This is a genomic window from Frateuria sp. sgz306004, from assembly GCF_057750885.1.
This window is the reverse complement of record NZ_JBYLFE010000001.1, coordinates 1-16,995: the sequence shown is the minus strand read 5'-3', so window position 1 is coordinate 16,995 and position 16,995 is coordinate 1. Positions and strand designations below refer to the sequence as shown.

Genomic DNA, 16,995 nt, shown 5'->3' with positions numbered 1-16,995 from the left:
CGCAGCGACCAGGTAGTCCATCCGACGGGCGCCGTTTCGCCTCGGAGGCTTCGCGATGCGCAAGGTTCCTGGAGCCAGGGTACGCCAAGCGTGACGTATCCGCGGCGTCGATGGCGATACGCCATAGGTCGACATGGCAAGGCTAAGGCGCGACCGGTATGCCGCGATGCCTGCACCAGCGGCCTCCCCTCCCAGGGCACGCTTGCGACGAAATCCTCCCACAAGCAAAACGGCGCCATGGGCGCCGTTTCGTCTCGTCTATTGCCGAATTGGTCGGGACGGCGGGATTCGAACCCACGACCCTCTGCCCCCCAGGCAGATGCGCTACCAGGCTGCGCTACGCCCCGACGATGCGGCAAGTCGCTTAGTGTACCAGCTAAGCCGGCCACACCGGAAGAGAAAAAACGATGGAAGCTCAGCGGCGCAGCAGCGCCAACACTTCTTCCAGCTCCATGCGCACCTGGCGCACGATCTGGTGGGAAATGCTCGACTCCATCCGGGCCTGCGGGCCCTCCAGACGCGCACGCGCGCCGGTGATGGTGAAACCCTCGTCGTACAGCAGGCCGCGAATCTGCCGAATCATCAGCACATCGTGACGCTGGTAATAACGGCGGTTGCCGCGACGCTTGACGGGGTTGAGGGCGGGAAATTCCTGCTCCCAATAGCGCAGTACATGCGGCTTCACGCCACACAGTTCACTGACTTCACCAATGGTGAAGTAACGCTTCGCCGGAATGGCGGGGAGCTCGGTGTTATTCCCTTGGTCCAGCATAGCCCTCGACTCGCACCTTGAGTTTCTGTCCCGGTCGGAACGTCACCACACGGCGGGCGGAAATAGGAATTTCCTCACCCGTCTTGGGGTTGCGCCCCGGTCGCTGGTTCTTCTGTCGTAGATCAAAATTGCCAAAACCCGACAATTTGACCTGTTCACCCTTTTCCAATGCTTCGCGGACGACTTCAAAATAAGCATCCACGAATTCTTTGGCCTCACGCTTGTTGAGACCTACCTCGAGGAAAAGGCGCTCTGCCATCTCCGCCTTGGTCAGCGCCATTTCATCCTCTCAACTTTGCCTTGCATGTCACCTCCAACGCTGCGACCGCTTCACCTATGTAACGGTCCGCGTCGTCGTCGGTAAGCGTGCGTGAAGCGTCCTGTAAAATCAAGCCCATAGCGAGACTCTTTCGGCCCGCTTCGACTCCCTTGCCACTGTAACGGTCGAACAGGCGCAGCTCCTTGAGCGCCGCGCCCACGGTGCCGCGAACCACCTGCTCAATCTGTGACCAACTGACCGCTTCGGGCAGGTCCACCGCGATGTCGCGACGCACCGACGGGAATCGCGGCACCGGCGTGGCCTTGGGCAGTCGGCGGCCCAGCACCGGCTCAAGAGCCAGCTCAAGCACATGGACGTCGGCCCCCAGGTCCAGCGCCTTGGCCAGCTGCGGGTGCAGCGCGCCCATGAAGCCCACTGTCTCCCCGTCGCGGGTGATACGGGCACCGCGGCCCGGATGCAGCCAGCCCGGCAGGCCATCGGCATGCACCGCCCAGCGCTCGGGCTCGCCACCCCAGGCGACCAGGGCATCCAGGTCGCCCTTCAGGTCATGGAAGTCGAGCGTGCGTGCTGCCTCGCCCCACTGCTCCGCGCGGGCCGTGCCGCAGGCGGCCATGGCCAGCATCGGCGTTTCTGTCGGCGCGTCCTTGCGGGCGGCGGCCTCCCCGTCGATGCGGAAAGTGCGGCCCAGCTCGAACAGGCGTACGCGCTCCTGCTGGCGTGCACGGTTGTGCGAGAGCGCAGCAATCAGGCCCGGCAGCAGCGACGGACGCATCACGGCCAGGTCCGCAGAGAGGGGATTGGCCAACGGCACCAACTGCTCGGTCATGCCCCAACGCTGGAGCACGTCGTGGCCAACGAAGGCCAGGTTCACCGCCTCGTAGTAGGCACGCGCGGCCAACTGCTCGCGCACGGCCAGTTCGTTGAGCCGGGCTTCCGGCTCGGCGGCCAGCGTCAACGCGCCTGCCGGCGTATGCGTCGGGATGTTCTCGTAACCATGGATGCGCGCGACCTCCTCGATCAGGTCCTCCTCACGCTCGATATCGAAACGGCGGCTCGGCGCGGTGACCGTCCAGCCGTCGGCAGCTGGCGCAACCTTCATGCCCAGTGCCGTGAAGATGCGCTCCACCTCGGCATCGGCGACGGTCAGGCCCAGCACGCGCGCCAGGCGGGCGCGGCGGAGCAGGATCGGTTCGGGCGAGCGCAGGTGCTCGGGCAGCGTGACGTCCGTCAGCGGGCCAGGAACGCCGCCAGCAATGTCGACAATCAGGCGCGTGGCGTATTCCACGGCGATGGCGGGCAGCGCGGGATCAACGCCTCGCTCGAAGCGATGCCCAGCATCGGTATGCATGCCGAGCTTGCGGCTGCGGCCGATGATGGCCGACGGAATCCAGTGCGCCGCCTCAAGGAACACGTTGCGCGTGGTCTCCGTGACGCGGGTTTCCGAACCGCCCATGATGCCGCCGAGTGCCACAGCGCGAGCGCCCTTGCCACCCTGGCTGTCGGAGACGACCAGGAAGTCAGGGTCCAACTCGACGGTGCGGCCATCGAGCAAGGCCAGCTTTTCGTTCGCACGTGCCGGGCGCACGACGACATCGCCTTCCAGCGTGTCCTTGTCGAACGCGTGCATGGGCTGACCCAGTTCCAGCATGACGTACTGCGTGACATCGACCAGGAAGCTGATCGGACGCAAGCCACTGCGGCGAAGGCGTTCGGCCATCCATACGGGCGTAGGTACGCTCGCATCCACGCTGTCGATGACGCGGCCAGCGAAACGCGGCACTTTCGCGCCCGCGTCTAGCACCACGTTCATGGCGGCGTTGCTCTGCGGCGGGACCGGAGCGGCCTCCAGCGGAATAACCTCGCCCCCCAGGGCGGCGGCAACATCGAAGGCGATGCCACGCACGCTGAAGCAATCGGCGCGATTGGGCGTGAGCTTGATCTCGATGCTGGCGTCGGGCAGGCCGAGGTACGTCGCGAGCGGCGTACCTACCGGCGCATCCGCCGGGAGCTCAAGCAAGCCGGACGCATCCGGATCGATGCCCAACTCTTTGGCCGAGCAAAGCATGCCGAACGATTCGACGCCACGCAGCTTAGCCGCCTTGATAGCGATGCCACCCGGCAGCGTCGCACCCACCATGGCGAGCGGCGCCACGAGGCCCGCGCGCGCATTGGGGGCGCCGCACACGATCTGGACAATACCGTTACCCGTATCCACTTCGCACACCTGCAGGCGATCTGCCTCGGGATGCTTCTGGGCGCTCACGATACGCGCCACGACCACGCCATCGAGCGAGTCGCCCAGCGCAGTCACGTCTTCGACTTCCAGGCCGATCGCCGTCAGCGTCGCGGAAAGCTCATCGCGCGATGCCTTGGTCGGTACATGGTGGCGCAGCCAGTTTTCGGAGAATTTCATGCGTGTCGATTCCTGCTGCGATTTAGGCGAACTGCTTGAGGAAGCGCAGATCGTTCTCGAAGAACGCGCGCAAATCGGAGACGCCATAGCGAAGCATGGCAAAGCGCTCCACACCCAAGCCGAACGCGAAGCCGGTGTAGCGCTCCGGATCGATGCCGCAGTTCTTCAGCACGTTGGGATGCACCATGCCGCAGCCGAGCACTTCGAGCCAACGCGTGCTGCCGTCCTCGGCGTCCCAACGGATGTCCACTTCGGCCGAGGGCTCGGTGAAGGGGAAGTAGCTGGGGCGAAAGCGCATCTCGAAGTCACGCTCGAAGAAGGCGCGAATGAACTCGGCCAGCGTGCCCTTGAGGTCGGCGAAGCTGGAGGTTTCATCGACCAGCAGGCCTTCGATCTGATGGAACATCGGCGAGTGGGTCTGATCCGAATCGCTGCGATAGACCTTGCCCGGCGCAATGATGCGAATGGGCGGCTGGCGACCCTGCATGGAGCGCACCTGCACCGGCGAGGTGTGCGTGCGCAGCAAGCGGCCGTCACCGAAATAGAAGGTGTCGTGCATGGCGCGCGCCGGATGGTGCGGCGGGAAATTGAGCGCTTCGAAGTTGTGCCAGTCGTCCTCGATTTCCGGGCCGTCGGCACGCTGGTAACCCAGGCGCGAGAAGATCGCGCTGATGCGTTCCAGCGCACGCGTGATCGGATGGATACCGCCACGCTCGCCATCGCGGCCGGGCAGCGTGATATCGATGGTTTCCGACGCGAGGCGGCGATCCAGCTCGGCCTGCTCCAGCACCTGCTTGCGCGCGGCCAACGCATCGGCGAGGCGATCCTTGACGCGATTCACCTCGGCGCCGCGCGCTTTGCGCTCCTCCGGCGACAGGGCGCCCAGCGCCTTGAGCGCGGCGGTGACGATGCCGCTCTTGCCCAGCAGACCTACGCGCAGCGCATCGAGCGCTTCAAGCGTATCGGCCTTGTCGATGTCGGCCAGCGCCTGCGAAGCGCGGCTATCCAGATCGTTCATAGGGTTCCCCAGGGAATAGGGAATCGAGAATCGAGAATAGGGAAAAGCCTGGCGTCGATAGCCGCCTTGCCGTTCCCTATTCCCTACTCCCGCTTCCCTCCAGAAACAAAAACGGGGAGGAGGCTTTAGGCCTCCTCCCCGCGAGCGTTACGCGCATCCTTTGAAGAGTGCGGCCGTGGATGGCCGCTTCCTGATCGTCGCGATCAAGGATGAGCGCACAAATTACGCTGCCAGACTGGCCTTCGCCTTTTCAGCGATCGCGCCAAACGCCTTGATGTCGTGCACGGCGATGTCCGCCAGCACCTTGCGGTCGACCGTGATGCCGGCCTTGGCCAGGCCATTGATCAGGCGGCTGTAGGACAGACCGAACTGACGGGCAGCAGCGTTGATACGCACGATCCACAGAGCGCGGAACTGACGCTTGCGCTGCTTGCGGCCGATGTAGGCGTACTGACCGGCCTTGATGACGGCCTGGTTAGCAACGCGGAAGACCTTGCGACGGGCGTTGTAGTAACCCTTCGCGCGGCCAATGATCTTCTTGTGACGACGACGGGCGGTAACGCCACGCTTAACACGAGCCATGGTTCAGTCCTCCGCCTTAGAGATACGGCAACATGCGTGCTACACCCTTGGTGTCGCATGCCTTGACGTGGTTGGTCGCACGCAGACCGCGCTTACGCTTGGTCGACTTCTTGGTCAGGATGTGCGACTTGAAGGCGTGACCGGCCTTGAACTTGCCCGAAGCGGTCTTGCGAAAACGCTTCGCGGCCGCCCGGTTGGTCTTGATCTTGGGCATGGAAATGCTCCTTGATGGGGCTAAACCCCGGTTTCTGACTGATCTGGCGGCAGCCTGGCGACTGCGCTTTCCGTCCTGCCAGCATCGGTGCACGACCCGTCCTGGTGGGTCGAACCGGCGATTATACGGAGGGAATCAGGGTTTTGCTAGCGCCGGAGCCCTCTTCCGAGCCAGCTACTGGGCGGGTCTCGCAGACGGCTCAAACCATTCCCGGCCGAACCGACTTTACGAACAGGGATAAGGCCTTACGAGGACTCCGCGCCACGCATGGCACGTCTCGGCGCTGGTCAACAAAAGGAGAGCTGGCCGGTGGCCTGCCAAAGGGCGGGCGTTCGCCGCACTGCCGGCAGACTGGCGCCATCGCCGACTTCGACCAGGAAGCCGGTGCCTCGCAAAATGCCGATAAACGCTTGACCACAAAGAAAAAGCGACCCCGGGGCCGCTTTTTCCGTACCCGAAGCGTTACTTCTTCTTCGGACCGATCATCATGACCATCTGGCGACCTTCCAGGCGGGGGAAGGACTCCACCACGCCGTTCTCGCCCACATCTTCCTGGATCTTCTTGGCCAGGTTCTGGCCCAGGTCCTGATGGGACATTTCACGCCCGCGGAAGCGGATGGTGACCTTGACCTTGTCGCCTTCCTCGAGGAAGCGAAGCATGTTGCGCAGCTTGATCTGGTAGTCGCCCACGTCCGTAACCGGACGGAACTTCACTTCCTTTATCTCGACCTGCTTCTGCTTCTTCTTGGCGGCCTGCGCCTTCTTCTGGGCTTCGAACTTGAACTTGCCGTAGTCCATGATGCGGCAGACCGGCGGATCGCCGTTCGGCTGAATCTCGACCAGGTCCAGACCGGCCTCTTGCGCCATGGAAAGCGCTTCGTCGCGGGTCAGAATGCCCAGCTGTTCCGAATCAGGGCCGATGACACGAACGCGCGGCACGCGAATTTCGTGGTTACGGCGATTGCCCTTAGTGTCGGTGGTAGCGATACCACTATCCTCCAGAAGAATTCTTGATTATGCCGGCCCGCACGCTTAGCGGCGGGTCTCGGCTTCCAGACGTTCCACGAAGGCGGCCAGCGGGATGCTGCCCAGATCTTCGCCAGAACGGGTACGCACAGAAACCGCCCCGGATTCCTTCTCGCGATCACCGACCACCAGCAGGTAAGGGACTTTCTGCAACGTATGTTCGCGGATTTTATAGCCGACCTTCTCATTGCGCAAATCGGCCTGCACGCGGAAACCTTTGTCCACAAGGGCTTGCGTCACCTCGCGCACGTAGTCGGCCTGGGCATCCGTAATGCTGAAGACAGCTGCCTGCACCGGGGCCAGCCAGGTCGGCAGCAGACCGGCGTGATGCTCGATCAGGATGCCGATGAAGCGCTCCATGGACCCCACAATGGCACGATGCAGCATCACCGGGTGACGACGCTGTGAATGCTCGTCCACGTACTCGGCACCCAGGCGCTCGGGCATCATGAAGTCCACCTGCATGGTGCCCACCTGCCATGCGCGGCCGATGGAGTCCTTCATGTGGTACTCGATCTTGGGGCCATAGAAGGCGCCCTCGCCCGGCAGCTCCTCCCAGGTCACGCCCGCCGAGCCAAGGGCGGCGCGCAGCGCGTTCTCGGCGCGATCCCATACGTCGTCGCTGCCGATACGCTTGTCAGGGCGCAGAGCGATCTTGAGCGCGATGTCCTCGAAGCCGAAGTCGTCATAGACCTTCATGGCCTGCTGGTGGAACGCCGTCACTTCGGATTCGATCTGCTCTTCCGTGCAGAAGATGTGGCCATCGTCCTGCGTGAAGGCGCGCACGCGCATGATGCCGTGCAAAGCACCCGAGGGTTCGTTGCGATGGCAGGCGCCGAACTCGCCATAGCGGATCGGCAGCTCGCGGTAGCTGTGCAGGTCGGTGTTGAAGATCTGCACGTGACCCGGGCAATTCATCGGCTTGAGCGCAAACGTGTGCTTCTCCGACTCGGTGAAGAACATGTTTTCCTGGTAGTTGTCCCAGTGGCCGGACTTCTTCCACAGCGACACATCCAACACCTGCGGGCAGCGCACTTCCTGGTAGCCGCTGTTGCGATACACGCGGCGCATGTGCTGTTCCACCTGCTGCCAGATAGCCCAGCCCTTAGGGTGCCAGAACACCATGCCCGGGCCCTCTTCCTGCTGATGAAAGAGGTCCAGCGCCTTGCCGATCTTGCGATGGTCGCGCTTCTCCGCTTCCTCCAACTGATGCAGGTAAGCCTTGAGATCCTTGTCGTTCAACCAGGCCGTGCCGTAGATGCGCGTGAGCATGGCGTTGTTGGAATCGCCACGCCAATAGGCACCCGCCACCTTCATGAGCTTGAACGCGCGCAGCTTGCCCGTGTTGGGCACGTGCGGGCCGCGGCAAAGGTCAGTGAACTCGCCCTGCGAGTAGAGCGAAAGCTCTTCGTTCGAAGGAATGCTCTCGATGATCTCAGCCTTGTAGGCCTCGCCCAGGCCGCGGAAGAAATTCACCGCCTCGTCGCGCGACTTCACGCTGCGCGTTACGGGCAAGCCTTCCTTCACGATCTTGTGCATCTCCTCTTCGATCTTCACCAGATCATCCGGCGTGAAGGGGCGCTCGTAGGCAAAGTCGTAATAGAAGCCGTTGTCGATCACCGGACCGATGGTGACCTGCGCGCCGGGGTAAAGGCGCTGCACCGCCTGCGCCAGCAAGTGCGCCGTGGAGTGACGCAGGATTTCCAGCGCTTCCGGGCTCTTCTCGGTGACGATTTCCAGGTTGGCGTCGTGGTCGATGGAGAAGCCGGCATCCACCAGCTTGCCATCCACCTTGCCAGCCAAGGTGGCCTTGGCCAGACCCGCGCCAATGGAGGCTGCGACATCCTGCACCGTCACCGGATGATCAAAGGGGCGTTTGCTGCCGTCGGGTAGAGTAATTTCAATCATGTCTGCACCTGATGCGAGCCACTCCATGGGAGCGTGCTCCATTGCTTTTTAGAGTCCGAAAACGCAGTTCCGCCTGTTCGCCATGCCCGCGCGGGCGGACATGGGGGACGAAAACCGCACTAACCCGGCTCTCCGGAAAAAAACCATAAAAAAAGGCGCCAAGCGCCCTTCACACATGCAAGGCGTGGCGTCGCTCAGCGTTGAAGAGGGGTAGTTGCCATGTCGCACACTCGACCGGCGCTCAAGCGCGGGCCACCTTGTTGTCCATGAATGTGTAGGAGAACGCTAGTTTAGCCCACCCACGGCTGTCAATTCAGCCCCAACTGATCGTCTCAGTACCCCGAGCGATACAATAAACGGCTTTTCAGGAGAGCCTCTCATGCGCGTACTCGTCACCGGCACGGCCGGCTTCATCGGCTCCGCCCTGGCCCAGCGCCTCTTGGCGCGCGGCGACGAGGTCTACGGCATCGACAACCACAACGACTACTACGATCCGTCGTTGAAGGAGGCCCGACTCGCCCGCTTTGGCGACCATCCGCACTACACCCATCTACGCGCCGATATGGCCGATGCCAACGCCGTGAATCGCGCCTTCGCCGATTTCCAGCCCCGGCGTGTGGTGAACCTGGCGGCGCAGGCCGGCGTGCGTTACTCCCTCAAGAACCCACAGGCGTACGTGCAGAGCAACTTGGTGGGCTTCGTGAATGTGCTGGAGGCCTGTCGCCACGGCAAGGTTGAGCACCTAGTCTACGCTTCGTCCAGTTCTGTATACGGCGCCAATCGCAAGATGCCCTTCGCCATCGAGGATGCGGTGGATCACCCGGTGAGCCTGTACGCGGCCAGCAAGAAAGCCAACGAGTTGATGGCCCATACCTACAGCCACCTCTATGAGCTGCCCACCACGGGCCTGCGCTTTTTCACGGTGTATGGCCCCTGGGGTCGCCCAGATATGTCACCCATGCTGTTCGCCGACCGCATCAGCCGAGGCGAGCCCATCGACGTGTTCAACTTCGGCCACCACAGCCGTGACTTCACGTACATCGATGACATCGTGGAAGGCGTGATCCGCACGCTCGACCATCCGGCCCGTCCTGATCCGGCGCATGATGCCTTGCGCCCCAGCCCCGGCACGTCGAGCGCCCCCTATCGCGTGTACAACATCGGCAACGACCAGCCGGTGCAGCTGCTGCGCTTTATCGACCTGATGGAGCAGCACCTTGGCCGCACAGCGGAAAAACGCCTGCTGTCCATGCAGCCCGGCGACGTACCCGACACCTGGGCCGATGTGTCGGCCTTGCGGCGCGACGTTGGCTACGCGCCCAGCACCAGCATCGAGGACGGCGTGGCGCGCTTCGTGGCGTGGTACCGCGAGTATTACCAGCGCGAGGCGTGAGCCTGCTTAGCGGTGACTAGAACGGTTTGGCCAGCACCAGGAAGATCACCGCCAGCAGCACGAATACCGGCAACTCATTCATGATGCGCAGCGCTTTGCCCGAAGGCAGCGCGCCACCCTGCTCGCTCCGCTTGAGCAAGCGGCCGGTCCAGATGAAATAGGCCAGCAGCAGCACCACTAGCGCGAGCTTGGCATGCAGCCAATGGGCCTCGCCAAAGTTGGGCAGCACACCGGGAAACACGCGCCAGCCCTGCCACAGGGTCAGGCCCAGCAGAAAGGCCAGGCCGAACATGTTGTGGCCAAAACGGTACAGGCGGCGCCCCATCAGTAGAAGCCGAGCCTTGACCGCCGCGTCTTCACCCGCTTCCACTACGTTAACCAGGATGCGCGGCAGGTAGAACACCGTCGCCATCCAGGCGATGACAAACAGCAGGTGAAAGCTTTTGATCCACAGATAGGTCACAAGCGTGCTCCTTCGGCGCAAAAAGAAACGGCGCGACCCAAAGGCCGCGCCGTTTCATCGGTATTGGTGGGCGGTACAAGGATCGAACTTGTGACCCCTACCATGTCAAGGTAGTGCTCTACCGCTGAGCTAACCGCCCGGAGCTCGCCCGGCATGCCGTGCGAGCCGCGCAGTATACGTGAGCCCGGCAGCCACGACAACCACCCTGCATAGGTCACCTAGTCAGCCCTGGGCCCGCTCCCGCAGCTGATGGATCTGGTCGCGCAAGCGGGCGGCCTCCTCGAATTCCAGGTTCTCGGCGTGCTTGTACATCTGCGCCTCCAGCTTCTTGATCATGGTGGCGGCTTGATCGGCGCTGAGTGCGGCATAGTCACCGGCCTTCTCCGCGACCACCGCCGAGCGTTCGCCCCGCCTGCCACGGCCGCGCGACGCCCCTTCGCTGCGGGCACCTTCCATGATGTCCGCAATGCGGCGCACCACGGACTGAGGGGTGATGCCGTGCATTTCGTTGTAATGCGTCTGCTTCTCACGGCGCCGGGCCGTTTCGTCCATCGCCGCCCGCATCGAACGAGTGATCGAATCGGCGTAGAGAATGGCCTTGCCACGCAAATTGCGGGCGGCACGGCCAATGGTCTGGATCAGCGAGCCGGTGGAGCGCAGGAAGCCCTCCTTGTCGGCATCCAAGATCGCCACCAGCGATACCTCGGGCATATCCAGGCCCTCGCGCAGCAGGTTAATGCCCACCAGCACATCGAACTCGCCCAGACGCAGGTCGCGGATGATCTCCACGCGCTCCACCGTCTCGATATCCGAGTGCAAGTAGCGCACTTTGACGCCGTGCTCGCCGAGGTATTCGGTGAGGTTTTCCGCCATGCGCTTGGTCAGCGTGGTGACCAGCACGCGGTCGCCCATCGCCACCCGCTTGTGCACTTCGCCCAGCAGGTCGTCCACCTGGGTGCGCACGGGGCGCACTTCCACTTCGGGATCGAGCAGGCCGGTGGGACGCACCACCAACTCCACAATGGCATCCCGCGACTTTTCCAGCTCGTACTTGGCCGGTGTGGCGGACACGAAGATGGAGCGCGGCGCGCGCTGCTCCCACTCCTCGAAACGTAGCGGGCGGTTATCCATGGCCGAGGGCAGACGGAAGCCGAACTCCACCAGGGTTTCCTTGCGCGAGCGATCGCCCTTGTACATGGCGCCGAGCTGCGGAATGGTCACGTGCGACTCGTCCACCACCAGCAGCGCATCGGGCGGCAGGTAGTCGAACAGCGTCGGCGGCGGCTCGCCGGCACCACGGCGCGTGAGGTGGCGCGAGTAGTTCTCGATGCCCTGGCAATAACCCACTTCGGCCATCATCTCGAGGTCGAAGCGCGTGCGCTGATCCAGGCGCTGCGCCTCGACCAGCTTGTTGTCCTTGTACAACTGCTCCAGTCGCTCCTTGAGCTCCACCTTGATAGTCTCGATGGCATTGAGCACGCTTTCGCGGGTGCTCGCATAGTGCGTACGCGGATACACCGTGTAGCGCGGCACTTTACGAATTGTTTCGCCCGTCAACGGATCGAACAGCGCCATGTTCTCGATCTCACCGTCGAACAGCTCAATGCGCAGCGCCTCGGTTTCTGATTCGGCGGGAAACACGTCGATCACCTCGCCGCGCACGCGATAGGTACCGCGACGCAACTCCATCTCGTTGCGCGTGTACTGCAATTCGGTCAGTTGGCGGATCAGCGAACGCTGGTCGATATGCTCGCCCTTGGCCAGGATCAGGCGCAGGGACAGGTAATCCTCCGGGTCACCGAGGCCGTAGATGGCCGACACGGTGGCTACGATCAGGGAGTCCTTGCGCGAAAGCAGTGCCTTCGTCGCCGCCAGCCGCATCTGCTCGATGTGGTCGTTGATCGAGGCGTCTTTCTCGATATAGGTATCGGAAGCCGCGACGTAAGCTTCGGGCTGGTAGTAATCGTAATAGCTCACGAAGTACTCCACCGCGTTGTGCGGAAAGAACTCCTTGAACTCACCGTACAGCTGGGCCGCGAGCGTCTTGTTGGGCGCCAGCACAATGGTCGGCCGCTGCACCTTCTCGATCACGTTGGCAATGGTGAAAGTCTTGCCCGAGCCCGTCACGCCCAGCAGGGTCTGCGACGCCAAGCCGGCCTCGAAACCGTCACTCAGTGCCTTGATGGCGGCCGGCTGGTCGCCGGAGGGCTTGTAGGGAGATACGAGCTGGAAGCGGTCGGTCATGGCAGCTACATGCGGTCGTGTCGGGACATTTTAAATCGCCGCTGCTGACAAGGCCTGTCAGCAGGCAGTGACACCCCTCGCGCCCCCGCGCCCATGCGGGCGACCGGCACCCCTGGCTAGGCTCACCCTCTCGTCCAGTCGGGGCAACGCCATGATGCGGAAACGAGCCAACCCAGGGGGCTTTACCCTCCCCGAACTGATTCTGGTGCTGGCCGTGATCGCCGTTCTGGCGCTACTGGCCGCGCCTCCTTTGGGACGAGCCTTGAGCCGGGCCGAGCTTCAAGCGGCCCAGGGCAGCTTGATTCACGCCCTCAACACCACTCGAAGCACGGCCGTGTTCAGTGGTCGTCGCGCCATGTTGTGCCCTTCGCGAGATGGCCAGCGCTGCTCCGATGAGTTGCATTGGGAAGGCGGGTGGCTACTTGGACACTACCGCAGCGACAACCCGGATCAGATCGATGGCCGCCCGCACGTGACACATGCGCACCACCCGCGACTCACCATTCTCAGTACCGCGGGTCGCCAACGTATCCGCTACCAAGTCGATGGCAGCGCCGGCGGAAGCAACGTCACGTTCACGCTTTGCCGCAAGGGGCGTGCGAGCGATGCCTTGACCGTCGTCGTTTCCAATGCAGGACGCGCTTACGCCGGATCAGCCACAAACGATCAGGCGCAGCGATGCGCCGATGGAAAGCTATAGGCAGGCTTTGGCACCATCGCGGTAGGCGCGCATGGCGAGCAGCGTCATACGCTCGTATAGGCTCACTTCTGCACCATTCGCTCGACTGCGCACGACCAGCAACTCCTCCTCGCCTGTCGTCGCATTAGGCACGATGATGTGGAATCCGTCGGCCATTTCCATCAGGTGCGCCGCCGGCGAGGTGCGCGACCACTTGGCCAAGACACACTCCGCGTAATGCCGATCAGTTTTGGCCGTTACGGCATGGAAGGTCGGCGTATGGCGCTGAATGTCGCCGCCGCTGACGCAGCCGGCAAGCCAAAGCGATGCCAGGAGCATGAAGTTCGGACGCACGGTAATAAGGACCTTGCAGCGACACCATGAGTGTATCGCCTGCCCCACGCTTTCGCCCGAACATGCGCACGAACTCTCGCCGCGCGTCGGGCCGGGGCATCTCAGAGCAAGCTAGCGATGGCGCCAATACATCACCCGCGCTTCACGAAACGAGGCCGTCATGCACAAAAACAAAGGGCCAACCTTGCGGCTAGCCCTTTGCTTGAATATGGCGCCCGAAGTTGGACTCGAACCAACGACCCCCTGATTAACAGTCAGCGCATTTAACATTGGCATTCAACGCGTTACGTCAAAACATTTTCCACGTAACGTGCCAGACAGGCCGCTTTCTATCGTGCCTCGATTGGACATTTTCCACGAACGGGCACCCCGCCTGCTCGGGAGTGGCCACACTACATGGATTTCACCCATCTGGCCCATTGCTTGCCTGAGACACGGCCGCCGGCGTCTACGCGCGACCGGCTTTTGTCGAAGGAACGAAGGGAACACCAGCAATGAATACCGCATACACCAGGAAAGGCACTCGCAACGGATCACGTAGCGCAGTTTGTTGAGGTCTATGAGGAACTTGTAAGGCGCGGGGCCTGGACTGGGAGCATGTTGGCGGCCGTTGCGATGCGATCAAGTGCCCGGTTCGGTCGCGTAGGTCGCTCAGATTGGGCGCCACGGGCGCGCGGGTAGGTCGGGTGCCCGCACCTCTGCCTGCCCGTGGAGGCACGCAGGCGCGGCCTCGGGGGGCAATCCTTGATCAGTCCAGGCCCGTCTGCACCTGGCGCGCGCGGTCGTCCCCCCTCCTCGCCTGCGCGCCTCTCCCCCCCACTTTTGATGCAGGTGACGCAAATGCGAAAACGGCGCCACTACGGGCGCCGCATTGCGTGTTTTGCTGCTTGGAAGTGATGCGCTGTGATGCACCTGGTGTGGCTATCTGTAGGTGGCCTTTGACTTCGTTACCAGGCACCGCGTGTGGCCGTAGTTGGAGAGCATTGCTTGCACGATCTCGGGAGGGGTCGGGTTCTTTGGGCCGATGACCACATGGGCGATTGGGCATAGCCCATCTCTCACACTTGGCATGTTGTACTTGAGATAGGGAATCAACATGCCTCGACTGACTCGGTATTGATATAGCTCGGAGTCAGGAAACGCGGTCAATGCCAGCCTCCATTCTCGCTCTTCTTTGAACGCGTCAACCTTGATGCTAAACAGCTGATTCCAGTGCTGTAGTAGATACTGATTTATCGCCTGACCGGCCATGTCCCTAGCTGGGTCTATGGTCAATCGCTTTAGCGAGTTGAACGGAAACGACGTGTGGATGTGTTTTAGGACGGCCTCAAAGAGCCCGCGTAGGCGCTCTGTAGATTCGGGAGCCTCGTAAGCCACTTTTACGAGTGATGGGCCAATGCCAGTCAGATGTTTGCCATGTTCAAGTTTGCGCATTTCTGGCATCTGATTCAAAAGGCCACGGTCGAAGCCTATTGCGAAACCCGCACCATCAGCGGCATATCCACGCCATTGGCTGAGTAAGTCGCCGTCCTCAGATAGCGAGACGCCGTAGCACTCCAATACCTTGCTGACACCGTCAATCTGCTTAATAAACTGCGCTAGAGAACTCTCATTCAAATTTGCATCGCGTCCCAAGGAAAGCAGCACATCACGGCATGCGCGCCCTTCCATGGAGTCATTCGAGTACACGAATGGACATAGCCATAGCTGGTTAGTGCGAGCTATTGACTCAAAAGCGACGGCGTCGCAGTAGTGATAGAGGGTCTTTGGGTCCCCGCTCTTACCAAAGTTATTCATTTCCATATAAGTCCTAAATTGCTGGCAACTATTGCCAGAAAAGGTGGTCAGGCTTTCAAGCTTTCTTCCACCAATTCCTGCACTTTGGCTTCCGGCTGGGATGCGTGCTAGTGGCAGATCGGTTAAGCAGCTGCTGCTCAGTCGGCGACGCGCTGACTATTGGGCCGGTTGGGCCGCCGGTGATGCGGTGCTCGCGAGTTTCAAGGTAGCGGAATGCATGCCGCTTGGCTTTATCAAACGATGTGTAATGGAATGGGCCGGCGTTTGTGCTGCCACGCAAGAACGTTAGTTCCCATCCTTCATCACACTGCGACACGACGCAGATTGGCTTGTGATCGAACGTTGGGCTCCCCGGCGTCGAAGGTGCCCGAAGTGAAGCCGTAAAGTCTCTCTGCGAACGACATTGAGCTGCCGTATTCGGTGACGAGCGACATAGTTGATGGCAGTTCCTTCGCTCCAGCGGCTGTCCACTTCTTGGCGTCACCCTCAAATTTGTCGGGTCCTGGGTAGCGGCTGATCTCGTAATTCACCACACGCCCATTCCTGCGGATGGTGCCCATGATTCCGTCAATGCCCCTCACGAAAGTGAACTCGTATCGGAATGGATCCCGTATACAAACCTGAAAGAAGGCGCTGACGGCCTGAGGTTCATCGGCCGAGAAACAGATCATCGGCATCAGGGCGAGCACGCACAACAAGATGGCCTTCCGTAGCATTAGGCGTCTCCCATCACGGATCTTCGGTCCATACTACGGGGCATCCTAAGGGTCCGCTGTGGGTCGGTAGCGGACCTTAGGCAAGCACCCAGCTCACCTCCTTTTGCACGACGTTGCCACCTTTCTTTGTGCGAAATCCATCGGGCACACGAGAAACATCGCTGAGCCGACGTATTTACCTCAAAGCCCTACACTGCGCGCTTGGCGGGCTTCGGCTCAACGGTCACCTGCACCCGGTAACCAAGCCGGCCCAGTGCATCCTCTACCTGCTCCAGCTTCGACTTGTACGCCAGGTCAAGAAGGCGATCAACCTGCGGACCATGGACGCCGAGCAAGCGCACCAGATCGGACTTACGCAGACCCTTGGCCATCATCGCCTGGTAAAGCCCTACCTTCGCCACGTCCAGCGCGGGCAAGGTCACCCAGTGCTCGCCGCGCTTCTTGTCCGTGGCCACTGGGATCGGCGCGCGTTCGTCCATATAGCCCTGGAGCGATAGGGCCAAGGCATCCACTGACTCGCGCAAAGCTTCCTCTACCGAATCACCAACGCTGTGGAAGCTGGGCAGGTCTCGGCAAGTCGCCACAAAGGCGCCGTCTGCCTCCACCAATTTCACCGCGTACCGCATGGTTTCCTCCTAAAAGCACTCCGGCCCGCTAACGGCCAAGGTCTTTGATGATTTACTTTCTAAGCGGCCCCGGCATCTCTTTGGAGCCGTGTTTGGGAACAACGGTGGTTTTCCCGTTGTATCTCACGAACTGATGGCTTCCGCGCCGCCGTTCAAAGACCACTCCTTGAGCCCTAAGCCACCTGATAAATTCGCTGCACTTCATCGCTTCCATGCCGTGGTGCCCGGCACACCCATTGCAGCAACATAACTGTTGTTTACAACACTTATGTTGCCGCCTCCAAGTCTTGGTGTCGAACACCCCATTAGTACTCGCCCCCGCGAGCGCTCCAGGTATTCGCGAGCGCCAGCAGCCCAGGCAGATTGATCCGGTTGTCAGGCCAGCCCCGCCCGTAGGTCTGGTTGTAATGACCCAGTGATTTCCTGCTCAGGTGTTACGTTTAGACGGAGACACCCATGAGCATCGTGATGGACGAAGAGATCAAACGCTGGACGGCACGGCGGAAGTCG

The 16,995-nt window shown here is 61.7% G+C and carries 17 protein-coding genes and 2 tRNA genes; 2 read left to right on the top strand and 17 right to left on the bottom strand.

The annotated features are described in order from the left end of the window. Window positions 1-270: 270 nt before the first annotated feature. The 9 genes from AC3G2C_RS00095 to thrS all read right to left on the bottom strand — a co-directional run bounded on the left by AC3G2C_RS00095 (window position 271) and on the right by thrS (window position 8,213). Window positions 271-347: transfer RNA gene (locus AC3G2C_RS00095), tRNA-Pro, on the bottom strand. Between the two features lie 68 nt (window positions 348-415). After that, window positions 416-772, bottom strand: coding sequence for a MerR family transcriptional regulator (locus AC3G2C_RS00090; protein ID WP_019467383.1), 357 nt, complete (start codon window positions 770-772; stop codon window positions 416-418). Then, window positions 753-1,052, bottom strand: a complete 300-nt coding sequence (gene ihfA / locus AC3G2C_RS00085; protein ID WP_019467382.1) for an integration host factor subunit alpha — start codon at window positions 1,050-1,052, stop codon at window positions 753-755. The genes AC3G2C_RS00090 and ihfA overlap by 20 nt, the downstream gene beginning before the upstream one ends. Before the next feature lies 1 nt (window position 1,053). Then, the gene (gene pheT, locus AC3G2C_RS00080; protein ID WP_488382571.1) at window positions 1,054-3,465 is read right to left on the bottom strand and encodes a phenylalanine--tRNA ligase subunit beta; all 2,412 of its coding nucleotides are present in this window, start codon (window positions 3,463-3,465) and stop codon (window positions 1,054-1,056) included. A 22-nt stretch (window positions 3,466-3,487) separates the two neighbouring features. Continuing rightward, on the bottom strand, window positions 3,488-4,483 hold the full coding sequence (gene pheS / locus AC3G2C_RS00075; protein ID WP_488382570.1) for a phenylalanine--tRNA ligase subunit alpha: 996 nt from the start codon (window positions 4,481-4,483) through the stop codon (window positions 3,488-3,490). 222 nt (window positions 4,484-4,705) lie between these two features. Continuing rightward, entirely contained in the window at window positions 4,706-5,065 is a 360-nt protein-coding gene (gene rplT, locus AC3G2C_RS00070; RefSeq protein ID WP_017463630.1) for a 50S ribosomal protein L20, read from the bottom strand. 16 nt (window positions 5,066-5,081) lie between these two features. Then, window positions 5,082-5,279: a 50S ribosomal protein L35 gene (gene rpmI, locus AC3G2C_RS00065; RefSeq protein ID WP_038615747.1), complete on the bottom strand. Its 198-nt coding sequence runs from the start codon at window positions 5,277-5,279 to the stop codon at window positions 5,082-5,084. Between the two features lie 462 nt (window positions 5,280-5,741). Then, window positions 5,742-6,266, bottom strand: coding sequence for a translation initiation factor IF-3 (gene infC / locus AC3G2C_RS00060; protein WP_488383198.1), 525 nt, complete (start codon window positions 6,264-6,266; stop codon window positions 5,742-5,744). Between the two features lie 45 nt (window positions 6,267-6,311). Then, the gene (thrS, locus tag AC3G2C_RS00055; protein ID WP_488382569.1) at window positions 6,312-8,213 is read right to left on the bottom strand and encodes a threonine--tRNA ligase; all 1,902 of its coding nucleotides are present in this window, start codon (window positions 8,211-8,213) and stop codon (window positions 6,312-6,314) included. A gap of 379 nt (window positions 8,214-8,592) precedes the next feature. On the opposite strand from thrS, the gene AC3G2C_RS00050 reads away from it, so the two are divergent. Continuing rightward, entirely contained in the window at window positions 8,593-9,606 is a 1,014-nt protein-coding gene (locus AC3G2C_RS00050) for an NAD-dependent epimerase (protein ID WP_488382568.1), read from the top strand. A gap of 16 nt (window positions 9,607-9,622) precedes the next feature. On the opposite strand, the gene AC3G2C_RS00045 is transcribed toward AC3G2C_RS00050, so the two are convergent. From AC3G2C_RS00045 to uvrB, 3 genes are all read right to left on the bottom strand, one after another. After that, a complete protein-coding gene (locus AC3G2C_RS00045) occupies window positions 9,623-10,069 on the bottom strand; it encodes a CopD family protein (protein ID WP_488382567.1) in 447 nt (148 codons plus the stop codon). A 64-nt stretch (window positions 10,070-10,133) separates the two neighbouring features. Next, window positions 10,134-10,208 (bottom strand) — tRNA-Val (locus AC3G2C_RS00040). A gap of 83 nt (window positions 10,209-10,291) precedes the next feature. Further along, window positions 10,292-12,313, bottom strand: a complete 2,022-nt coding sequence (uvrB, locus tag AC3G2C_RS00035; RefSeq protein ID WP_488382566.1) for an excinuclease ABC subunit UvrB — start codon at window positions 12,311-12,313, stop codon at window positions 10,292-10,294. A 151-nt stretch (window positions 12,314-12,464) separates the two neighbouring features. Here uvrB and AC3G2C_RS00030 point away from each other — a divergent pair, with 151 nt between their 5' ends. Continuing rightward, entirely contained in the window at window positions 12,465-13,013 is a 549-nt protein-coding gene (locus tag AC3G2C_RS00030; RefSeq protein WP_488382565.1) for a GspH/FimT family pseudopilin, read from the top strand. Here AC3G2C_RS00030 and AC3G2C_RS00025 read toward each other — a convergent pair. The 5 genes from AC3G2C_RS00025 to AC3G2C_RS00005 form a co-directional block, all read right to left on the bottom strand. Further along, window positions 13,008-13,214, bottom strand: a complete 207-nt coding sequence (locus AC3G2C_RS00025; RefSeq protein WP_488382564.1) for a hypothetical protein — start codon at window positions 13,212-13,214, stop codon at window positions 13,008-13,010. The two genes, AC3G2C_RS00030 and AC3G2C_RS00025, sit on opposite strands and share 6 nt — an antisense overlap. A 1,053-nt stretch (window positions 13,215-14,267) precedes the next feature. Next, window positions 14,268-15,017: a DUF2971 domain-containing protein gene (locus AC3G2C_RS00020; protein WP_488382563.1), complete on the bottom strand. Its 750-nt coding sequence runs from the start codon at window positions 15,015-15,017 to the stop codon at window positions 14,268-14,270. Between the two features lie 428 nt (window positions 15,018-15,445). Beyond that, window positions 15,446-15,859, bottom strand: a complete 414-nt coding sequence (locus AC3G2C_RS00015; protein ID WP_488382562.1) for a hypothetical protein — start codon at window positions 15,857-15,859, stop codon at window positions 15,446-15,448. Window positions 15,860-16,047: 188 nt separating this feature from the next. Beyond that, window positions 16,048-16,485, bottom strand: coding sequence for a type II toxin-antitoxin system HicB family antitoxin (locus AC3G2C_RS00010; RefSeq protein ID WP_488382561.1), 438 nt, complete (start codon window positions 16,483-16,485; stop codon window positions 16,048-16,050). A gap of 52 nt (window positions 16,486-16,537) precedes the next feature. Then, window positions 16,538-16,690: a type II toxin-antitoxin system HicA family toxin gene (locus AC3G2C_RS00005; RefSeq protein ID WP_488383197.1), complete on the bottom strand. Its 153-nt coding sequence runs from the start codon at window positions 16,688-16,690 to the stop codon at window positions 16,538-16,540. Window positions 16,691-16,995: the final 305 nt, after the last annotated feature.